Raw genomic sequence first — 20,325 nt, forward strand, 5'->3', positions numbered from 1 at the left:
TTTATCATATACTTTTGACAAATCTGCTTTTTCATGGAGGCTCCAATTGAAACCGTTGAAATCCATTTCAAATCCACTGATTGCCGGTACTCTCCTGCTTACTGTGACCGGACTTTCCAGCAGAGTAATCGGTTTCTTCTATAGAATATTCCTCTCCCGCATAATTGGTGCGGAAGGTCTTGGAATTTATCAGCTTATTTTTCCGGTTTTTGCCCTCTGTATTGCCTTCAGTTCCTCAGGCATCCAGACCGCTGTCTCCCGCTTTGTTGCTGCAGCCGACCATAAAAATACCGGCATGAGTTACCTCTATGCCGGTCTGGTTCTTTCTGTGGGAATTGCACTCTCACTTACTGTTATTCTGATTTCTTATTCTGATTTTATTGCCATTCATATTTTAGATGAAGCCCGTTGTGCTCCACTCCTTGTTATTCTTTCCTACTGCCTGATTCCTGCCAGTGTCCATGCCTGTATCAATGGTTATTATTATGGGAAGAAGAAAACTCTGGTGCCATCCGTAAGCCAGCTTATGGAGCAGGTTGTCCGGGTCTTAAGTGTCTATACACTTTATCTTATCTGCCTGGAAAAAAGTTATCCCATCACCCCATCCATTGCTGTCTGGGGTGTTGTCTGCGGTGAACTGGCTTCTTCACTCTTTTCCGTAAGCTGCCTTCATTTCAAAAAGTGCAGCAGGCATATAAAAAGAATTTTTAAGGAGCTTTCCCTCTTTGCGCTACCCCTTACCACCAATCATGTAGCATACCATTTATTTTCCAGTATCGAAGCCATTCTGATTCCCATCTGCTTAAAAAAATATGGCTACAGCAATCAGGATGCCTTGAGCGTCTTCGGCATTTTTACCGGAATGGCAATGCCAATGATTCTTTTTCCCAATGTCCTTGTAAATTCTGTCTCGGTGCTGCTGATGCCTGCTATTTCAGAAGCCTATGCAAGAAAGGATTTTCACTTAATCCGCCTTACTATAAAAAAAACAGTGTTTTATTGTCTGCTTCTTGGCTTTTCCTGTACCTTTGGTTTTCTTCTGACCGGAAAATGGATTGGACAATTCATTTTCCAGAACACATTAGCTGGCAGTTTCATACTCATATTAAGCTGGATCTGCCCTTTCCTCTATCTGTCCACCACCCTTACTTCCGTTCTTCATGGTCTAGGGAAACCGGGGCGTGCGTTCTACATTAATATGAGCGGCTGCACTTTACGCATTTTCTTTATCTATGCACTGATTCCAACATATGGCATCCGCTGCTACCTCTATGGCATGCTTGCAGGCGAACTGCTGACTACTTTTTTATCCTTTCTTGCGCTCCTTCGGTTTGCCAGAAAAAAATCGCAAAAAAACAGTCTGCTTTAGTCTATTGATTTTAAGGATTCTGCCATGTTGATGCGTTCTAATTTGCCTGTCATCATACAGTTTACAATCCATGCAAAGCCCATCGTCAGCAAAACACTAAAGAGATAACTTACTGCATTAATCTGTACATTAAAGGATACCATATCAATCTGTATCTCACCCATTACAAAACGATGGAACCATTTTCCTAAAATCAGTCCCAGTCCGCAGCCGATAGCAGTTAAGACCATATTCTCCCGAAACACATAAGATGCCGTTTCCTTTGGATAGAAGCCTAATACTTTAATGGTAGCTATCTCCCTCACCCGTTCTGTAATATTGATATTATTAAGATTATATAATACGATAAATGCCAGTGCTCCGGCACAGATAATAATGATAATGACAATATAATTCATACAGGACATCATTTGTGAAATCCGGCTTAACATATCGGAATTAACGGTTACTGCCGTCACACCATCTGCTTTCATCAGTACCGCACTCACTTCATGAATATCTGACGCATCCGGCAGTCTCACATACACGTTTTTAAATACCACATCCCCAATCTGTTTTTCATAGGATTCCGGTGCAATGTATACATAATTATAAATATGATTCTCACAGATTCCGGTGACTTTTAAGTGCATCTCATTGTTGTCACTGTCACGCAGCAGAATCGTATCGCCTTTTTTGACTGCATAGGTTTCTGCCACTTTCTTCGAAAGTACTGCTTCTCCTTCTTTTGGATAAGCAATCGGCTCCTGTTTCTTTGTATGCAGCGAAATAAAGTCTCCTACTTCATCCGGATTTTCCACTGCCACCATATGAATCGACTTAGTTCCTTTATCTGTCACCAGGTCAATGGTCTTTTCCATGGCATACATGCCTGCTGCATTTTCCTTTTCCAATGCAGAATCTAAAGATTTAAGGTCGGCCTCTCCCGGCATCTTTCCAGCTTTTAATGTAACTCCGATGTCGTAAAGCTGGATTTCTTCATACTGCTGGTCTGCCACTGCCACTACAGAATCTCTTACACCAAAGCCCATCACCAGCAATGCCGTACAGCCGCTGATTCCGATTACCATCATAAAGAAACGCTTCTTATAGCGGACAATATTTCTTACGGATACCTTCTGCAAGAATTTAAGTCTCTTCCAGATAAATGGTACATGCTCTAAGAATACACGTTTTCCGGCTTTTGGTGCTTTCGGCCGCATCAAATCTGCCGCCACTTCTTTTAACTCTTTATGGCAGGACAGCCAGGTCGTCCCAACGGAGCAAAGTACTGCAACGGTAAGTGAAACCAGTGCCAGTGGCAGGTCAGACACATAATAAATCCCACCCATTTTATAGACAATTCCATAGGCGGTTATGATGACTAACGGGAAGAAATGGATTCCCAGCACATAGCCGATTAACGTTCCGCTGATGGCTGCAGAGCCGGAATAGAAAAGATATTTTCCCATTATCTTTCCTTCACTAAAACCCAGTGCCTTTAATACTCCAATCTGTGTCCGCTGTTCTTCTACCATACGATTCATGGTCGTCATGCAGATTAACGCTGCCACCAGAAAGAAGAATACAGGAAATACATTGGCAATTCCTTTTACTACACCGGAATCATTTTTCAGGCACACATAACCCACATTGGTATTCCGGTCCAGTACATAAGTCTCTGGTTTCTCGATTTCATCTATCTTACTCTGTGCATCTGCTATCTGGTCATCCGCATCCTGCATCTGCTCATCAAATTCACTCTGATTCTCCTGATACTGCAATAAGCCGTCTGCCAGCTCTGTTTCTGCAGCCTCAAGCTGATCTTCTTTTTCTTCTATCTGTTCTTTTGCTGCCGCAAGCTGCTTCTCCCCATCCGTAAGCTCTGCCTCGGCAGCTGCCAGTGCATTTTTTCCATCTTCTATCTGCTGCTTTGCGGCTGCCAGCTGGCTTTCCGCAGAAGAAAGCTGACCTGCGGCTGCTTCTAATTCCGCATTCTTTGCATTTAATTCTGCTTCTGCACCGGCAACCTCCGTTAAACCAGCTTCAATCTGTGCCAGCATCTCTTCATAGCCCGGAGTATTTTCCGTCAACTGTGCTTTTGCAGCCTCAAGGCTGTTTCTCTGATCTGTCACCTGCTGCTTTGCTGCCAAATAAGCATTCAATCCCTGCTCATACTCTGCCTTTTTTGCTGCCAGTGCACTTTCCTGCCCGGAAATCTGCTGCGATGCGCTCTCTAATTCTGCCGCCTTAGAAGACAATGCATCCTTCCCGGACTGCAACTCCGATGCTTTAGCAGAAAGCTCGGTCTTTGCAGAAGCAATCTGATTTTTTCCATCGGAGATCTCTGTTTCTCCATCCGTAAGCTGCTGCTTTGCCGATTCTAATTCCACTTCCGCTTCTGCCCGCTTTTCCTCTAACTCTTCCTTCTTCTCATCCAGTTCGTCCTGTGCGTCTTTTACAATCTTTTCATAACGGATATCTGCCTGTTCCTTTGTATAGGCCTCCCAGTCTGCTTCCTTTGCGTCCATATAGGAATCATACTCATCGGAATAGATGTCATAATCTTCATCAAATTTAATATAGATTTCTGTGTCATAATCTACTGCAAATCCATCTTTTAATATATAGGCAAATCCGCTGATTCTGCCATTTCCAATGGATGTATTGCCACGTTCAAACTGGATATAGCACGGTGACTGTACCAGTCCGGTAATCGTATATTCTTTGTATGCAAATTTATCTAAATCATCTGTTGTATTATTTTCCGAAAGAACCAGCTTGCTTCCAATGGCATCTTCTGAAAAAAGTGCGGAATCTACCACACATTCATCAGCGGACTGCGGCATTTCTCCGGCAATCAGCTTCAGTTTATTGACCTTCTCTGTGATGGAATGCATCTTGATAACGCGCTCATTTTCTCCGGCATCCTTATAAAGAACCTCTGCCGATATGGCACCCTCTGCCGCCCGGACATCTTCTTTTTCTGCCAGTGCTTCTACATTTTCTTCTGTAAAGCCAAGTGTGGATACCAGACGATAATCATAGAATTGCAAATCCTTTAAATAGACATCCGCAGAATGCACCATGACCGACTGGGTAATCTTAAGGCCGGAAAAAAATGCAACACCCAGTGCAATAATGGCAAGGATAGCAAAATATCTTCCAAAGCTTTTCTTTATCTCACGAAATGTATTTCTCTTCATCATGGATTTCATATTTCAAACCCTTTCTTTTCCACATGGACTACCATTCAATCTCATCGACATCCACGATATGTTCATTTTTCTCTATCTTTTGAATGGTTCCGCTCTTTACGGTAATGACACGGTCTGCCATTGCAGTCAGTGCCTGATTATGTGTAATTACAATGACGGTTTTGCCCTGTTTTCTGCAGGTGTTCTGCAGCAGTTTTAAAACGGCTTTTCCGGTATTATAATCCAGTGCGCCTGTCGGTTCATCACAAAGCAGCACCTTCGGATTCTTTGCCAGTGCTCTCGCAATTGCCACTCTCTGCTGTTCTCCACCGGATAGCTGTGCCGGGAAATTGGCTTTCCGTTCACTTAAGCCCACCTCTTCTAAAACTGTTGCTGCATCTAACGGTTCCTTGCAAATCTGTGCTGCAAGTTCAACATTTTCCAATGCTGTAAGATTCTGCACCAGATTATAAAACTGGAATACAAATCCCACATCATATCTCCGGTAACTGGTAAGCTGCCGCTTATTATATGCTGAGACTTCTTCTCCATCCAGATATACTTTTCCGGTGGTCAGATAATCCATTCCTCCCAATATATTTAATATTGTTGTCTTTCCTGCTCCGGACGCTCCTACGATAACGCAGAATTCTCCCTTTTCTATTTCAAAATTCACATCATGTAATGCTTCTATCGTAACTTCTCCGGTTTTATATACTTTACTTACATTCTGAAAGGATACAAATGCCATTTGATAGCTTCCTCCTTTTATTCTGGTTATTCAGGTGATTGTGCAAACGGGATAGCGAACTTTGTTCCAATTATATTACGCTGATGCGCAGGGGATTATCTTCTGCTATGAAATGCCATGGTTCTAAAATACGTGTTTTCCTTGTTGTTATAAAAACCGTCTTTCCAATGTTTGTCAGAAGAGCTACACGGTTCGTCGAAATACAGATGCCTGATAAGGGCTGTTTAGGGACACTTGGAATTTCGTCTGGCAACAGGCAACGCTGGTGCACGGATGCACCAGCGAGGCACTACTGAACAAGGATGTGAATTTGTGCCGGTTGCCAGATGCGATTACATATAATATCGAAATTCCCAGTGTCCCTTGCAGGCATTATGTGGCATCTGCCTTCGACGGACAGTGCAGCTATTCCGCCAAAGCAACCGGAAAGACAGTTTACAAACAAGAAAAACACGCATTCTAAGAACGATCGGCATTTCATATCGAATAAAGATAATCCCTCTGTGCATCCCGTAATATTTTCAGGACAAAATCTATCCCCTTCACAATCACCTGTTACCTGCTTATTGTAATGGTAGCACAATCTTTTCACTTTTTGAAATTAAATTTTTCTAAAGTCAGGAAGTACGCTTTCCAAATTACACCTACAAAACCTGCCACCAGCATTTTCTTATGAATGCCTGACAACGAAAAAATCCACTTTCTTAGAATCACAGTCAGAATCTGCTATTCTAAAAAAGTGGATTATACATTCAAATATCCGAAAAATTTTTTCTTATAACAACGGAGCTATCACTGCATCAAACATACAATTTAAACTTTCTTCATATATCTCCTGATACGTGCGGTGAAAAGTCTCAGTAATTGCCATTGCCTGCTTTGGTACTTCTTCGTAAAGTCCAAATGCCGCCTCATATACTTCCGGATTCTTATCGTAAAATGCTTCTGTCATGGCATTTTCAAATTCAAATCGTGCGCCCTTGGAAAGATGCTCTTTAAAATCCTCTTTCCGTACATTTTTCACATAATCATCCTGAAATATATTTAATCCTTCTGCCTTGACTAATTCCTCTAAGCCTTCTTTTACATCTTCGTAAGTCATGGTCTTGAAATTCTCTACAAAGAATTTGTCAAAGGTCTCCTTATCCGGAAACTGCTTTGTTAAGCTCTCCATCTCTTTTTCCTCCTGTCTTATACCGCATGCAAAATCATGCGTTCCCGATATACCACTTCCATATGGTCTAATACTCTTCTCGCCCGCTGATACTGGTTATAATGTGTGCTGATAACGCAGACTTCCTTCGCCCCATTATAAGCAACTCTCTTATAAAATGGAACTCTCACCCAGTTCTGTGTAAATGGGATCTCATGGCTTACCAGTGTCCGCATCATCTGACTGCTGACTCTGGCATTGGTAGTTCTGCATAATTCCACATCCCGGTCAATATTTTTCCCCATGGTCTTCGGTTTGTTCTTCTTCATAATAATACCCTGTCTCCTTCTATTTGTCCATAATCTGAATCTCTACGGTCTTCCCCAGACAGCCTGCTACCTTCACTAGAAAATCCAGACTTGGATTATATCTTCCGCTCTCCAATCTGGAAATATTGGATTTCTTCGTGCCTGCCCGCTCTGCAAGCACTTCCTGGGTAATATGCTGTTCCTTGCGCACCGCCTTCAACTGACGCACCACATCCGAACGCGTCGACTGCTCCCTGCTCTTATTCTTCTCCATTTCTCACCTCAACAACTGTCTCTATGTTATCATATATGATAACTTATTGTCAACGAAAAAGAGCCTCAAAAAGGCTCTTTTTGAACTATTCTTCTATCTGACGCAGCACCTTGCGGAACTGGAAATAGAACAGTACAGACGTAAAGCTTACCGCCAGCACATCCGCTACCGGCTCTGCCATATAAACTGCCATTGCCTGATTGCCGGTAAAAATGTGCGGCATAATATAAATAAGCGGCAGTAATAATACGAATTTACGCATGACCGCTACAATAATGGAAGATACTGCTTTTCCCAGTGATGTAAATGCCATCTGACACGCCATCTGGATTCCGAATATCATAATTGCCATAAGATAAATCCGGAGTGCATTTCCCGTATATGCAATCAGTGCCTCATCCGAGGTAAACATGGCTGCAAATGCTCTTGGAAATGCCATCACCAATGCCCACAAAACAAAGGAAAATCCAACATCAATTTTCAATAATAAAAAATAGGCTTCTTTTACCCTGTCTGCTCTTTTGGCTCCATAATTATAGCTGATAATCGGCTGCGCTCCCTGACCCAATCCCTGTAACGGAAGTAGTGCAAACTGCATGACACTGGTTAATATGGTCATGGCTCCTACTGCCATATCTCCGCCATATCGTAATAACGAAGAATTAAAGCAGACTGAAATCACGCTCTCGCTTGCCTGCATAATAAACATTGCTGTTCCAAGTGCAATACTCGGCCAAATAATATTTGCCTGCAAAACCATATTTTTTCCTTTCAGGCGAAGATGCGTTTTCTTTCCGCATAAGAAAGCCAGCACCCAGATACAGGAACATGCCTGGGAAAGAACCGTTGCCAGCGCTGCTCCTTTTACACCCATTCCAAATCCAAAGATAAATACCGGATCCAGCACAATGTTAATCACTGCACCAATCAGTACCGACAGCATACTGGTTCTGGCAAATCCCTGCGCCGTAATAAATGCATTCATCCCCAGGGTCAACTGCACAAAAATCGTTCCTATAGCATAAATATTCATATAATCAGCAGCAAAAGAAATTGTATTTTCGCTGGCTCCAAATGCCAGAAGAAAGCCTCTGTTTCCAGCCAGCAGAAATGCAGTCAGTATCAGCGATACAATAATCTGGGTGCAAAAACAGTTCCCCAGCGTTTTTTCCGCCTTGTCCTTCTCTCCTTTTCCCATAAATATGGTTGCCCGTGGAGCACCACCATTGCTAATCAGTGCTGCAAACGCAGATACTACCATAATAAGCGGCATGCATACACCAACTCCGGTTAGTGCCATTGCACCATCCCCCGGAATATGGCCGATGTACATACGATCTACTATGTTATACATCATATTAATCAACTGGGCTGCAACGGTAGGCAATGCCAGTTTTAATAACAGCTTTCCTACCGGTTCTGTTTCTAAAAATGTTCTGTCATTGGTCTGTTCCATGTAATTCTCCTTACCTTCTACTCGCGTAACTACGGGAAACACGCTTAGCGAGTTTCTCGAGTTATCGCGGTGCTCGCCAAATCTGAACAGAAAAGAAGTTCGCCAAAGCGAGCTTGGCTCCTTCTTTTCTCCCAGATTTTTCTCGCTACTCGCGTAAAAAAGAACCGACCAGTAGTCGATTCTTTTCCAAAATTTTAATGCCGGCAGCGGGACTTGAACCCGCACGTGGTTGCCCACAACAGATTTTGAGTCTGCCTCGTCTGCCATTCCGACACGCCGGCATTTATTCGGTTCCGTCGAACCGAACAAATGAAAGTTTATCATATTTTCTAATAGATTGCAAGTTTATTTTTCCGGGTCTTTCATATTTTTCAAAATGTCAAAGCAGTCAAATGTTGCAAAATAATCCTTCGGTGTCTCTGCACGACGGATAAGCTGTACGGAACCATCTTCCTTCAGAAGTAACTCAGCGGATTTTAATTTACCATTGTAGTTATAACCCATGGAATAACCATGTGCTCCGGTATCATGAATTACCAGATAATCGCCCATGTCAATCTTCGGCAGCATACGGTCCACGGCAAATTTATCATTGTTCTCACAAAGAGAACCGGTTACATCATATTTGTGGTCGCATACGCTGTTGTCCTTGCCCAGCACGGTAATGTGATGATATGCACCATACATTGCAGGGCGCATCAGGTTTACTGCACAGGCATCTACACCAATGTATTCCTTGTGTGTATGTTTCTCATGAATTGCCTGCGTCACAAGGCATCCATAAGGTGCTAACATAAAACGGCCCATCTCAGTATAGATAGCTACATCGCCCATACCTGCCGGAACTAAAATTTCATCATAAACCTTGTGTACGCCTTCGCCGATAACACGGATGTCGTTTGGTTCCTGGTCTGGTGTATAGTTCACACCAACTCCACCGGAAAGGTTGATAAAGCTGATATGGCAGCCTACTTCTTCTTTTAATTTAACAGCTACTTCAAAAAGCTGTTTTGCAAGCATCGGATAATACTCGTTGGTTACCGTATTACTTGCCAAAAATGCGTGGATACCAAAATTCTTTGCACCTTTTTCTTTTAAAATCTTAAAGCCTTCAAATAACTGCTCCGTTGTAAATCCGTATTTTGCATCTCCAGGATTATCCATGATACCGTTGCTCATTTTGAACACTCCGCCCGGATTGTATCTGCAGCTTATGGTCTCCGGAATCTTTCCGATTGTCTTCTCTAAGAAGTCGATATGGGTAAAGTCATCCAGGTTGATGATTGCGCCAATCTTGTCTGCAAATTTATATTCATATGCAGGAGTATCATTGGAAGAAAACATAATATGCTTTCCGTCAAAGCCCTGGGAATCAGCTAACATCAGCTCTGTCTGGGATGCACAGTCGCAGCCGCAGTCATACTCTTTTAAAATATCTAAGATAAATGGGTTCGGGGTTGCCTTTACAGCAAAATACTCACGGAATCCCGGATTCCATGCAAACGCCTCTTTTACTGCCTTTGCATTTTCACGGATGCCTTTTTCATCATAAAGGTGAAACGGTGTCGGATATGTTTTTACAATTTCTTCAATCTGTTCTTTTGTCACAAATGGTTCTTTCTTCATAATAGTTAGTCTCCTTCTCGCCTGCAGGCTTCCCGCCGCAGACCTCTTGCCTCAGCTAAGTAGTATTCTAAAATTCCCATTGTGACTTGTCAACCCGTCATTATCATTTTTATATTGTATCTTAAGACTTTTTCTCAATTATGATTCATTTCCCACATGATGTGGAAATGTCAGCGTCACTTTAAAGAAATCCCCATCGATAAGCAGCCCGAACGTTCCATTCATAAGTTCTGTCAGGCTCCGTGCGATAGATAATCCAAGTCCGCTTCCTTCCGTATTTCTTGAGCTGTCTCCCCGGACAAAGCGTTCCTGTAATTCCTCTCCGCTCATATGCAAAGGATTCTTAGAAACATTACGGAATATGATGGAAACATTTTTCTCATCCTGCTCCAGGTCAAGATATACTCTGGTTCCCGGCTGTGCATATTTATAAATATTGCTCAGCAGATTATCAAAAACTCTCCACAGATGTCTTCCATCTGCCAGAACAACAAGCTCTTCCTGCGGATGATGAATCACCAGTTCCAGATTCTTTTGTTCCAGCCGTTCTTCATATTCGCCTGCTGCCTGTGTCAGCAATACCTCCGGTACACATTTCTCCCAGTTCACCTTCAGCACTCCGGATGAAGCTTTGGATGCCTCAATCAGATCTTCAATCAATTTCTTCAGGCGGGCAGACTGTCGTGTCAGCACTTCTAAGTATTCCTGCACCTTCGGATTTTCCACATCCTCTTTGGTCAGCAAATCCACATAATTAATAATAGAAGTAAGCGGTGTTTTAATGTCATGGGATACATTGGTAATCAGCTCTGTTTTAAAATGCTCGCTCTTCATCCGCTCATCCAGTGCTGTCTGCATTCCGCTTCCAATCTGATTCAGATGCTCTGCATAATTTTTAAATTCTCCACGCATATGGCTGGTGTCCATCTGATAATCATAGTCACCCTCTGCAATCTTCTCACCACCCTGCTTCAACTGATTGAGATTTGCCAGTATGATGCAGAATATCAGGAAAAGTGCTGCCTTTTCTACCAGAAATACCAGGAAAATTCCCTCCCAGTTGTAACTGCCTTCCAGTATCAGAATACCGATAAATTCTATAAATATAATGCCCAGTGCAATCACTACACCTTTATAAATAAACGGCATATGCTTTTTAATATAAGACAATGCCTGTTTCAGCCATTTTACAAACCGGCATAACAGCGTGTTGCTCCACAGCGTCTTTGTCTTATGCCTTACTGAGCAGCTCATGAGCAATGCTAAAAGCAGGGTCGCTGTCAATACTGCCAGTATCACAATGGCAGCAAGGGAGCCTATGTTCGTTCCGTAAAATCCCCATATGTTTCCAAAAAATCCTGCCACACCGGCTTCAACAATATAAAGCATCAGTCCATAAAGTTCCAATGGAATCTTATCGATAAAACTTTTCTGTATCCTGCCCTCTTCATCCTTCTTTCCGGCAGTCCGTACCAGCGTAACCAGTAAAATAACTGCTCCAATCGTACTTCCTGCAAGTACCGCAAAGATTGCATAGCGGACCTTATATGCAAAATCAATATATTTCATTTTAAAATACAAATCATCATGATAAGTCAAATCCCCCAGCGGGAAGAATGCCACTGCATAAATATCTCCTCTTGAAAGATTTGCATCCTGTTCTTCTACTTCCGTAAATATCTGCTCCGGACTGTTTAAAACATCTATGGAAATTCCCGGATAGCAATAACTGTCATAATTTCCCACGATTGCCATGTATTCCGGAATGACGCTTGCCAGATTTCCGTTTTCTATGGTACAGATTCGTTCCACGGAAGTATCTACACTCTTTTTAAATACATAAAAATTAAAGTTCGTCTCATCAGCCAGGCTGTATGCAAAAGACCGCGCATCCTCTATATCATAATTTACAAAGTCTGAAAAAATTTCTGCTGCCAGATAGGAGCCAATATGCTCCTGAAAGTCTGCCGCTGTTTCCTCCTGGCTGTTTCGATAGATCTGGCTGTCTATCGTTTCCAGCGTAAATACTGCAGATAAAAATGCAATTGAAGTCAGTAGAATAAATGCAATGACTGCAATTGCTCTTCTGATGCCTCTTTTTTTCTTTTTCATGGCGTGTTTCCTCTTTCCATCTTATAGCCCTGTCCCCACACCACTTTTAAATACCGTGGATTTGCAGGGTCATACTCTAATTTTTCCCGAAGATGGCGAATATGCACTGCCACTGTACTTTCTGAGCCAAACGGCGCATCTTTCCATACTTTGCGATAGATATCCTTTGGAGAAAATACAACTCCGGGCTGTTCCATAAACAGTTTCAAAATATCATACTCTGTAGGGGTAAGACTCACCGCATCTCCATCCAGCGTCACAACCTTGGCACTATCATCTAATTCAATGCCACCGATGGCAAGATTCTTCTTTGTCATGTTTCCACCTCCCAGCTGCATATAACGGCGCAGCTGGGATTTTACTCTTGCCTGAACCTCCACCGGATTAAATGGCTTGGTAATATAATCATCTGCTCCCACCATAAGTCCTAAAACCTTATCGTTGTCTTCACTTTTTGCAGTCAGGAAAATCACAGGGACATTGCTGTTCTCACGAATCTTCACCATGGTCTGGATGCCGTCCATTTCCGGCATCATAATATCCATGAGCACAAGATGTATCTCTGTTTTCTGCATCATTTCAATTGCTTCCCGACCGTTATAAGCCTCGTAAATTCCATAGCCATCCGATGCAAGATAGATTTTTAACGCGGACACGATATCCGGTTCATCATCACATATCAATATGTTATACATTTTCTTTTCCCCTTTCCAAGTACACCATTATTGTATCGAATGAACCTTTAAGAACCAAGGCACCAAGTCTTTAAGATTTCTTTAACATCACGCAAATACTGTCTGTATCAACACCATATAAAGCACGGTTCCCACACCGATGCTCAGTAAATTATTTCTTTTCCACACATGTAAAACGATAACTACGAAAACTGCAATAAATTCTGGCAGACCAAATGGAAACTTCACTACATTTACTGCCTTTAAGCAATAAATAACAAGCATTCCCACAACTGCAGGCGGCAGCACTTTTCCAAGATATTTTACGATTTCCGGGATTTCTTTTTTCCCGCTGAATAATACAAACGGAATTGCCCTTGTTGTAAATACAACCAATCCACAAACCACAATAATTAATAATGACCGTTCCACACTAATCGGCATTTTCCGCTACCTCCTTTTCTTCCATCACCTTACGACCGGATAACAGAATTATCATAATACAAATCATGGATGGCAGAATGAAATTATCACTACCAAAGATAAGCAGGCAGATAAGAGATGCTGCAATTCCGGTCAGCGCCGGCAAATGATTCCTGCTGGTCAGCCACTGCTCCACAAAAATTACGACAAACAATGCTGTCATGGCAAAATCAATACCCGTTGTGTCAAACGGAATCAGCGTTCCGGCAATGGCTCCGATAGCCGAGCCAGTAATCCAGTAAAGCTGGTCTAACAATGCTATGGAGAATAGGAATTTGTGCTCATCCACGCCCTCCGGCACTTTTGTAATAAAGAATAAGGAATAGGTCTCATCTGTCAGGGAAAAAATCATATATAATTTCTTTTTTCCCATATCACGGAATTTTTCTATTAAAGACAGTCCATAAAAGACATGCCGGATATTTACCATAAATTCTAAGAATATAATCTGCAGGAAACTGACTCCCGGTGCAAAGAAATTAACCGCCAGATACTGTCCGCTTCCGGCGTACACCAAGATACTCATCAGGATTGCCCAAAGAAAATTGTAGCCTTTTTCCTGATACATCACGCCAAATGCAATTCCTATAAAAAGATAACCTGTCAATACCGGTATCGTATACGGAAATGCTGCTTTCACTGCTTTGACATAGCCATTTTGTTTCATTCTGTAATCCTTCTTTCTAATTCGCCCTTTCTACATCAAACACAATAACTCTACAATATGAGACTTCAAAAAACAAGTTTTTTATGCTATACTAGAATAAATTGTAATTTTAATACACAGCCTGGAATTCGCATCTTAATGAGAAAGAAGAATTTCAGATTATGAAAGGAGTTCTATCCATGCAGATTGATCCGATTACCGCTGCGCTTGGAAGTACCGCTGCTTCCACAACCTCTGTAAACGGTGTAAATAATTTTGAATCCTATTTAAATAATGCAGGCAACAATTCCCTTGCATCTATCTTTCAAAAAGCCGCCGATACCTATGGTGTCTCTGTTTCTCTTCTGACCGCCATGGCAAAGCAGGAATCCAATTTTCAGGCAAATGCCACTTCCAAATCAGGAGCCATGGGCATCATGCAGCTAATGCCTTCCACTGCTTCTTATTTTGGCTGTACCGACCCTTATGACCCGGAACAGAATATTATGGCAGGTGCCAAATATATCAGCGAGCTTTTAAATAAATACAACGGAGATACCTCCCTTGCTCTTGCCGCCTACAATGCAGGCAGCGGCAACGTAGCAAAATACGGTGGAATTCCTCCATTTAAAGAAACCCAGAATTATGTAGCCAAAATCACCGGCTATATGCAGGAGGGTGTCACTCTTCCGGACGGAACATCCGTTGCTGCAAGTGCAAACAGCAATGCTGCCTACAATGCAGGTGCTATAGATAATTCCCTTTCTGTTGACCAGTGGGATTCCCTTGAGCAGAATGCCCTGCAGGATATTCTTGACCGCTTCTTTAATTATGATGACTATTTACGGTTTTTGAATATGTTTATGAAATTTATGTAAGATGACTGCAAAAATGCAACCCGGATATTTGTTGCTTCCTAAAAGCATAGTTTTAGGGGCATTACAAATATCCGGGTTGTTTTTTTTTTGCGGATTCCTGGAGGAGCTGGGAATTCTGGCTTCGCTGACTCTCGTCAGGGTAAAAGGCTGGCATTTCTGCGGTTTTTTACCCAATTCAAAGATTCTTACAGCTCCTTCATCATTTCCTGTACTAACTTTGCACAATGCTCTGCTGCTTTCTTTTCAAAAGTTGGATAATCCTCCTGTGCAGAGCCATCTGCTTTATCTGAAATTGCACGAATGACTACATATGGGATGTTATTTAAAGTTGCTGCCTGCGCGATGGAGGCTCCCTCCATCTCCGTACAGTCCGGATGAAATTCTGCAATTAATGCATCCTTTATCTCTTTGCTAGAAATAAACTGGTCTCCACTTACTACGCGGCCTTCTGTTACATGAATATCCGGATTTACTTTTTTACATACCTCTACAGCAGTCTTACACAACTTTTCATCTGCCACAAAAGCAAGCTGCTCTAATCCCGGAATCTGTCCTTTTGCATAGCCTAATGGTGTCACATCCATGTCATGTTGAATAGCATCCTTAGATACTAAAATATCTCCGATATCTAATACAGAATTCAAAGAGCCTGCTACACCGGTATTGATAATATGTGTTACATCATATAAATCTGCAAGAATCTGCACGCACATTGCTGCATTTACTTTTCCTACACCGCACTGTACCACTACTACCGGCATTCCTTTTAAATTACCCTCATGAAATTCCATGCCGGCTTTCTTTGTAATCTGGTCTGTATCCATATTTTTCTTTAATGTTGCTACTTCTAATTCCATAGCACCGATAATTCCGATTTTACTCATGTTTTCTTTCCTCTTTCTGCTAATTTCCTACTTATGCATTACGCAATACATTTTTCATATCTGCTTTAAAGCAAATTTTCCAAGTATCCTCTACGCCGGATAATTCAGGTGTGCATCATCAATATGATAGAGCACATTATTTAAATAACGGTCTGCCAGATAGTTTGCCATACCAAGGTTCATATCAAGATAGTTGCCGCAGTCTTTTGGACTTGCGCCCGGTACCTCACCTTTAAAGTCACGGATGAATTCAAACATGCGAATCATCAGTGGCACGATATCTTTGGATGTATAGTCTCCCGCCAGCAATAAATAAAAGCCGGTCCGGCAGCCCATTGGTCCAAAATACACGGTCTTTCTGGCATACTCTGCGTCATTTCTTAAAAAGGTTGCACCAAGATGTTCTATGGTATGCACCTCTGCGGTATTCATAACCGGTTCATCATTTGGTGATGTCATTCTTAAATCAAAGGTTGTTACTGTACTGTCTCCTACTGCATCCTTTCTTGATACATAGACACCCGGCTGCAGTTTAATATGGTCAATTGTAAAGCTTGCGATTTTCTCCATGTGCTTCTTCCTTCTTTCTCTTTTTTCAGAGTAAATTTATCATGCATTTTCTATTGTGTCAAATTTTCTAACAGTCCCCCCAGATTTCTCGCTACTCACCTGCAGAACCTGCCACCGGCAGCTTCTTACGGATGCGTTGCAGCGTAAAAAAGTAAGATGCATACCCAATACCCGCTGTACGCATCTTACTTTTTATCTCCACAATCCTTTATGCGGTAATATTTTTTCCGTTTTCCTGAATGCACTTTGCATACCAGTAATAGCTGTCTTTTGGGATTCGCTTAAAATCTCCGCTGCCATCATCATGTCTGTCCACATAAATGAGTCCGTAACGCTTCTTCATTTCGCCGGTTCCGGCACTGACAAGATCCATGGCTGACCAGATGGTATAGCCGAACAGGTCTACACCGTCCTTGATTGCCTCGCCCATTGCTGCGATATGGTCATTGAGATAGGAAATACGGTAATCATCGTGGATGCTTCCATCTGCATCGACTTCATCCGGTGCCCCAAATCCATTTTCCACTACCATCATCGGAAGATGATATCGGTCCCACAGCTCATTTAGTGTATAACGCAGTCCCTTCGGGTCTATCTGCCAGCCCCATTCACTGGCGGTCAGATACGGATTCCTGGCTCCCTCCAAAAGATTTCCATCGGTCTGCTCTGCTGCGACATCTATCGTAGCGCAGTTTGTCATGTAATAACTGAAGGTGTAGAAGTCCACGCAGCCGGCTTTTAATATTGCATCATCCTCCGGCTCCTTCTGAAGCGTAATTTGATGTTCTTTAAAATAACGGTTCATATAGGACGGATAACTGCCGAACACGGCTACATCTCCGGCAAATTTATTTAATAGCCGGTCTTTGTGCTGGCACTCTAACATATCTTCCGGCCGGCAGGTCAGCGGATACTGCGTAATGTGCCCAACCATACAGCCCACTTTTATTTCCGGACTGATTTTCCTTGCTTCTATCACCGTTTTCGCTCCGGCAACAAACTGGTGATGTAATGCCTGGAATCTTACTTTTTCGTCTACGGTCATGGATTTAAGGGAAATAAATGCTTCCCCGCCGAGATATTTCCCATCAATCAGCCCCAGCGACTTATAAGCACCCATTGGCATTACGCCAAAGTTAATCTCGTTAAATAAAAGCCAGTAATGTACCTCTTCTTTAAAATAATTCATTACACAACAGGCATAACGAACAAAATCATCAATTACTTCCCGGTTTGCAAAACCGCCCTTTTCTTTTACCAGATACCACGGCATTTCAAAGTGGCTTAAGGTCACCACCGGCTCTATGCCAAAGGATTTGCACAGAGTAAAAATATTCTTATAAAAGGAAAGTCCTTCCTGATTTGGCTCCTCTTCGCATCCGGTTGGAAAAATTCTTGCCCAACTGATACTCATGCGATAACATTTGCAGCCCATCTCCGCCAAAAGGCGGATATCTTCCTCATAATGATGATAATGGTCTACCGCATCATGGCTCGGATAGAATGCTCCTTCTTCCATGGTACTGCGAAACATCCGTGGTTTTCCGATTCCGCCACCTTTTATATAGTCCTGTATGGTAAGTCCCTTTCCTCCTTCTAAATATCCTCCTTCGCACTGGTTCGCAGCAGTGGCTACGCCCCATAAGAAATTTTCTTTAAATTCCACTTACACTCCCCCTATCGCTCTATTTTCCTTCCGAGGAATTCACCCAGCCGCTCATCAGAATATATGAGATTTACGGTCTGATAAAAATGCTGATAGCCGTCTCCTGCAAAAGAATGGAATGGTGCATCCTTTTTATAATTCTCCTGCAGTTCCCATTCGAAACAGTCTATCAAATCTGTCAGATAATTTTTCTGAATCGGAATAATGTCATGTGCCGGATAAATTTTATAATCCTCTGTTACTTTTAATGCCAGCTCCTTCAAGCTGTGAAGTGTACTCCGGAAGGGAGCCTGCACATCATTTCCCTGAAAATGCCAGATGTTGTGTGCAGATATCTGGTCTCCGGAAAAGAGCCATTTTTTCTCCTCTTCCAGCAGCATAATATGTCCATAGCTATGTCCCGGCGTATGTAATACCGTAAATTCAATATCTCCCAGTGAAATCCTGTCTCCATGACAGAGAAAATGTGGTTTCGTCTGACTGCTGATTCTCCATTCTGTGAAATCTTCCGGTATCAGTTCTTTCGTCCATGGCATCTTGTTGGTCCGGTAATCCATTGCCTTTTTCCGCATTTCTGTCGTATCATTCCACAGAAGCTTTCCCCAGTCCAAAGGATGTATCCAGACTTCATCAAACCATTTTGTTCCTAATCCATGATCCGGGTCACCGTGGCTTAACACAAGCATAACCGGCAAATCTGTAATTGTACGAACCAGTGGCATAATATTTTCATAGCCATAGCCGATGTCAAAGAGCATTGCCTTATCACTTCCTATAACAAGATAACAATGCACACTCTCTGTCTCCGTAATCACATAAAGCTGATCCGATAATTTTTCCACTACATTCAGACTTTTTTCCATTAAGCTGCTTCCTCTCCATAAATGCTGTCATCAAATCCTAATACCCAGGTTGATACAAAGCTTACTACAATGGTAATTGCTGCTGCAACAATTGCAAAATAGAAGTTACTCATCGTTCCATCTGGATTTAAGAAAATCGGCATTGTAAAGAAGGATGGAGCGCCGAAGCTGTATACTCTTACGCTGAAGATTGCGCAGAAGATTGCGTTTACGATACATGCAATCCAGGTAGCAATCAAAGGTTTCTTCATTCGTACACAGATTCCATAAAGGGTAGGCTCTGTAACTCCTGCCAGGAATGCTGTAATTGCACAGGAAGATGCCAGTGTACGAAGGTTTTTATTTTTAGTTTTTAACATACAAGCTAATGCTACACCGAACTGTGAGAAGTTCATTCCGATAAATGCAACGAATAACATATTATCATATCCAGCTGTTGCAAACATGGACATTACAAGCGGAATCAATGCAAGATGCATTCCGGTTAATACTAAAAGTGGTGCAAGACAGCCAACAATTAATACAGAAGACCAAGGTGCTACATTATTGATTGCGGTCAGTGCTTTGCATAAAAGGTCTCCACAATAGCTTCCGATTGGTCCGGTAATACATAACATAACTGGAATCATGATAATAACAGACAGTAACGGTTTAAATACAAATTTAACTGCTGCTGGAACAATTTTAACTACCAGCTTCTCTACATAGCTGAAGATCCAGATGGTTAAAATAATCGGAATTACGGTAGAACTGTAATTTACTGTTTTCACCGGCAGTCCGAAAAGTGATACAAAGCTTCCCTGCTCTGTTAATCCAATCAATGTCGGACTAATCATAATTGCACCAAGGAAAACACTGGTCATAATATCACAGCCGAATTTCTTGGCAGAAGTATATGCCAGTAATACCGGCAGGAAATATAATGCTGCATTTCCAACCATGCTGATGATGGTATAGGTTGTGCCTTCTGTACTCAGTCCGCACTTGGTTAAAATAATCAATAATGCTGAAATCAATCCACTACACATAATCAGTGGAATTGCCGGTCCTAAAATGGCAGAAAGCACATTGAGAATCTTTGATACAATTCCATTTTTCTCCGGTGCTGCATCTGCTTTTTCAACCATCTTGCCATCACCGCTGTTTTCAATCTTATGCTTTGCTACAATTGCAGCATAAGCGGATGCTACATCATTTCCAATGATAACCTGAACACCGCCAACACTTTCTACTACGCCCATGACATCCGGCAGCTTCTTGATTCCTTCCAGGTCTGCCTTAGACATATCTGCAAGCTGAAAACGAAGTCTTGTAGCACAGTGAAACAGCTTGGTAATATTTTGTTCTCCTCCCAGCCGGGTAATAATTTCATCTCCCAGCTTCTCATAATTTTTTCCCATAAACATTCTCCTTTCATAAATGACCCGCATTTATTT

18 protein-coding genes and 1 tRNA gene are annotated in these 20,325 nt (G+C 42.1%); 2 read left to right on the plus strand and 17 right to left on the minus strand.

Annotated elements, in window-relative coordinates:
• Window positions 1–46 precede the first annotated feature (46 nt).
• The gene (locus tag DWX96_RS05085; RefSeq protein ID WP_118056921.1) at window positions 47–1,369 is read left to right on the plus strand and encodes a polysaccharide biosynthesis protein; all 1,323 of its coding nucleotides are present in this window, start codon (window positions 47–49) and stop codon (window positions 1,367–1,369) included.
• On the opposite strand, the gene DWX96_RS05090 is transcribed toward DWX96_RS05085, so the two are convergent.
• The 12 genes from DWX96_RS05090 to DWX96_RS05145 form a co-directional block, all read right to left on the minus strand.
• The gene (locus DWX96_RS05090; RefSeq protein WP_242988739.1) at window positions 1,366–4,566 is read right to left on the minus strand and encodes an ABC transporter permease; all 3,201 of its coding nucleotides are present in this window, start codon (window positions 4,564–4,566) and stop codon (window positions 1,366–1,368) included. The genes DWX96_RS05085 and DWX96_RS05090 overlap by 4 nt on opposite strands.
• A 28-nt stretch (window positions 4,567–4,594) precedes the next feature.
• Window positions 4,595–5,296, minus strand: coding sequence for an ABC transporter ATP-binding protein (locus tag DWX96_RS05095; protein WP_118056922.1), 702 nt, complete (start codon window positions 5,294–5,296; stop codon window positions 4,595–4,597).
• Between the two features lie 775 nt (window positions 5,297–6,071).
• Window positions 6,072–6,470 (minus strand): hypothetical protein, encoded by a 399-nt coding sequence (locus DWX96_RS05100; protein WP_022242417.1) that lies wholly within the window; start codon window positions 6,468–6,470, stop codon window positions 6,072–6,074.
• Between the two features lie 17 nt (window positions 6,471–6,487).
• Complete coding sequence (locus DWX96_RS05105; RefSeq protein WP_022242418.1) at window positions 6,488–6,778, minus strand: hypothetical protein; 291 nt, start codon at window positions 6,776–6,778, stop codon at window positions 6,488–6,490.
• Window positions 6,779–6,797: 19 nt separating this feature from the next.
• Complete coding sequence (locus DWX96_RS05110) at window positions 6,798–7,031, minus strand: helix-turn-helix domain-containing protein (protein WP_022242419.1); 234 nt, start codon at window positions 7,029–7,031, stop codon at window positions 6,798–6,800.
• Between the two features lie 85 nt (window positions 7,032–7,116).
• Window positions 7,117–8,487, minus strand: a complete 1,371-nt coding sequence (locus tag DWX96_RS05115; RefSeq protein WP_117696893.1) for an MATE family efflux transporter — start codon at window positions 8,485–8,487, stop codon at window positions 7,117–7,119.
• A gap of 198 nt (window positions 8,488–8,685) precedes the next feature.
• Window positions 8,686–8,768: transfer RNA gene (locus DWX96_RS05120), tRNA-Leu, on the minus strand.
• 64 nt (window positions 8,769–8,832) lie between these two features.
• Entirely contained in the window at window positions 8,833–10,113 is a 1,281-nt protein-coding gene (locus DWX96_RS05125; protein ID WP_117696774.1) for a diaminopimelate decarboxylase, read from the minus strand.
• 138 nt (window positions 10,114–10,251) lie between these two features.
• Window positions 10,252–12,225: a sensor histidine kinase gene (locus tag DWX96_RS05130; RefSeq protein WP_117696772.1), complete on the minus strand. Its 1,974-nt coding sequence runs from the start codon at window positions 12,223–12,225 to the stop codon at window positions 10,252–10,254.
• Entirely contained in the window at window positions 12,222–12,920 is a 699-nt protein-coding gene (locus DWX96_RS05135) for a response regulator transcription factor (RefSeq protein ID WP_022242694.1), read from the minus strand. Before DWX96_RS05135 ends, DWX96_RS05130 begins: the two co-directional genes overlap by 4 nt.
• Before the next feature lie 87 nt (window positions 12,921–13,007).
• Entirely contained in the window at window positions 13,008–13,343 is a 336-nt protein-coding gene (locus DWX96_RS05140) for a branched-chain amino acid transporter permease (RefSeq protein ID WP_022242693.1), read from the minus strand.
• On the minus strand, window positions 13,333–14,049 hold the full coding sequence (locus tag DWX96_RS05145; protein ID WP_118056923.1) for an AzlC family ABC transporter permease: 717 nt from the start codon (window positions 14,047–14,049) through the stop codon (window positions 13,333–13,335). The genes DWX96_RS05140 and DWX96_RS05145 overlap by 11 nt, the downstream gene beginning before the upstream one ends.
• Before the next feature lie 161 nt (window positions 14,050–14,210).
• On the opposite strand from DWX96_RS05145, the gene DWX96_RS14735 reads away from it, so the two are divergent.
• Complete coding sequence (locus tag DWX96_RS14735) at window positions 14,211–14,906, plus strand: lytic transglycosylase domain-containing protein (RefSeq protein WP_118056924.1); 696 nt, start codon at window positions 14,211–14,213, stop codon at window positions 14,904–14,906.
• A 185-nt stretch (window positions 14,907–15,091) separates the two neighbouring features.
• On the opposite strand, the gene DWX96_RS05155 is transcribed toward DWX96_RS14735, so the two are convergent.
• The 5 genes from DWX96_RS05155 to DWX96_RS05175 form a co-directional block, all read right to left on the minus strand.
• A complete protein-coding gene (locus DWX96_RS05155; protein ID WP_117840768.1) occupies window positions 15,092–15,790 on the minus strand; it encodes a 5'-methylthioadenosine/adenosylhomocysteine nucleosidase in 699 nt (232 codons plus the stop codon).
• Window positions 15,791–15,880: 90 nt separating this feature from the next.
• On the minus strand, window positions 15,881–16,360 hold the full coding sequence (locus tag DWX96_RS05160) for an S-ribosylhomocysteine lyase (RefSeq protein ID WP_117696767.1): 480 nt from the start codon (window positions 16,358–16,360) through the stop codon (window positions 15,881–15,883).
• 208 nt (window positions 16,361–16,568) lie between these two features.
• Window positions 16,569–18,026, minus strand: a complete 1,458-nt coding sequence (locus tag DWX96_RS05165) for a glycoside hydrolase family 1 protein (protein WP_118056925.1) — start codon at window positions 18,024–18,026, stop codon at window positions 16,569–16,571.
• 11 nt (window positions 18,027–18,037) lie between these two features.
• Window positions 18,038–18,889 (minus strand): MBL fold metallo-hydrolase, encoded by an 852-nt coding sequence (locus tag DWX96_RS05170; protein WP_118056926.1) that lies wholly within the window; start codon window positions 18,887–18,889, stop codon window positions 18,038–18,040.
• A complete protein-coding gene (locus DWX96_RS05175; RefSeq protein ID WP_158561485.1) occupies window positions 18,889–20,289 on the minus strand; it encodes a PTS transporter subunit EIIC in 1,401 nt (466 codons plus the stop codon). The genes DWX96_RS05170 and DWX96_RS05175 overlap by 1 nt, the downstream gene beginning before the upstream one ends.
• Window positions 20,290–20,325 lie beyond the last annotated feature (36 nt).

The organism is Roseburia sp. AF22-2LB (assembly GCF_003461125.1).
Classification (GTDB): Bacteria; Bacillota; Clostridia; order Lachnospirales; family Lachnospiraceae; genus Roseburia_C; species Roseburia_C amylophila.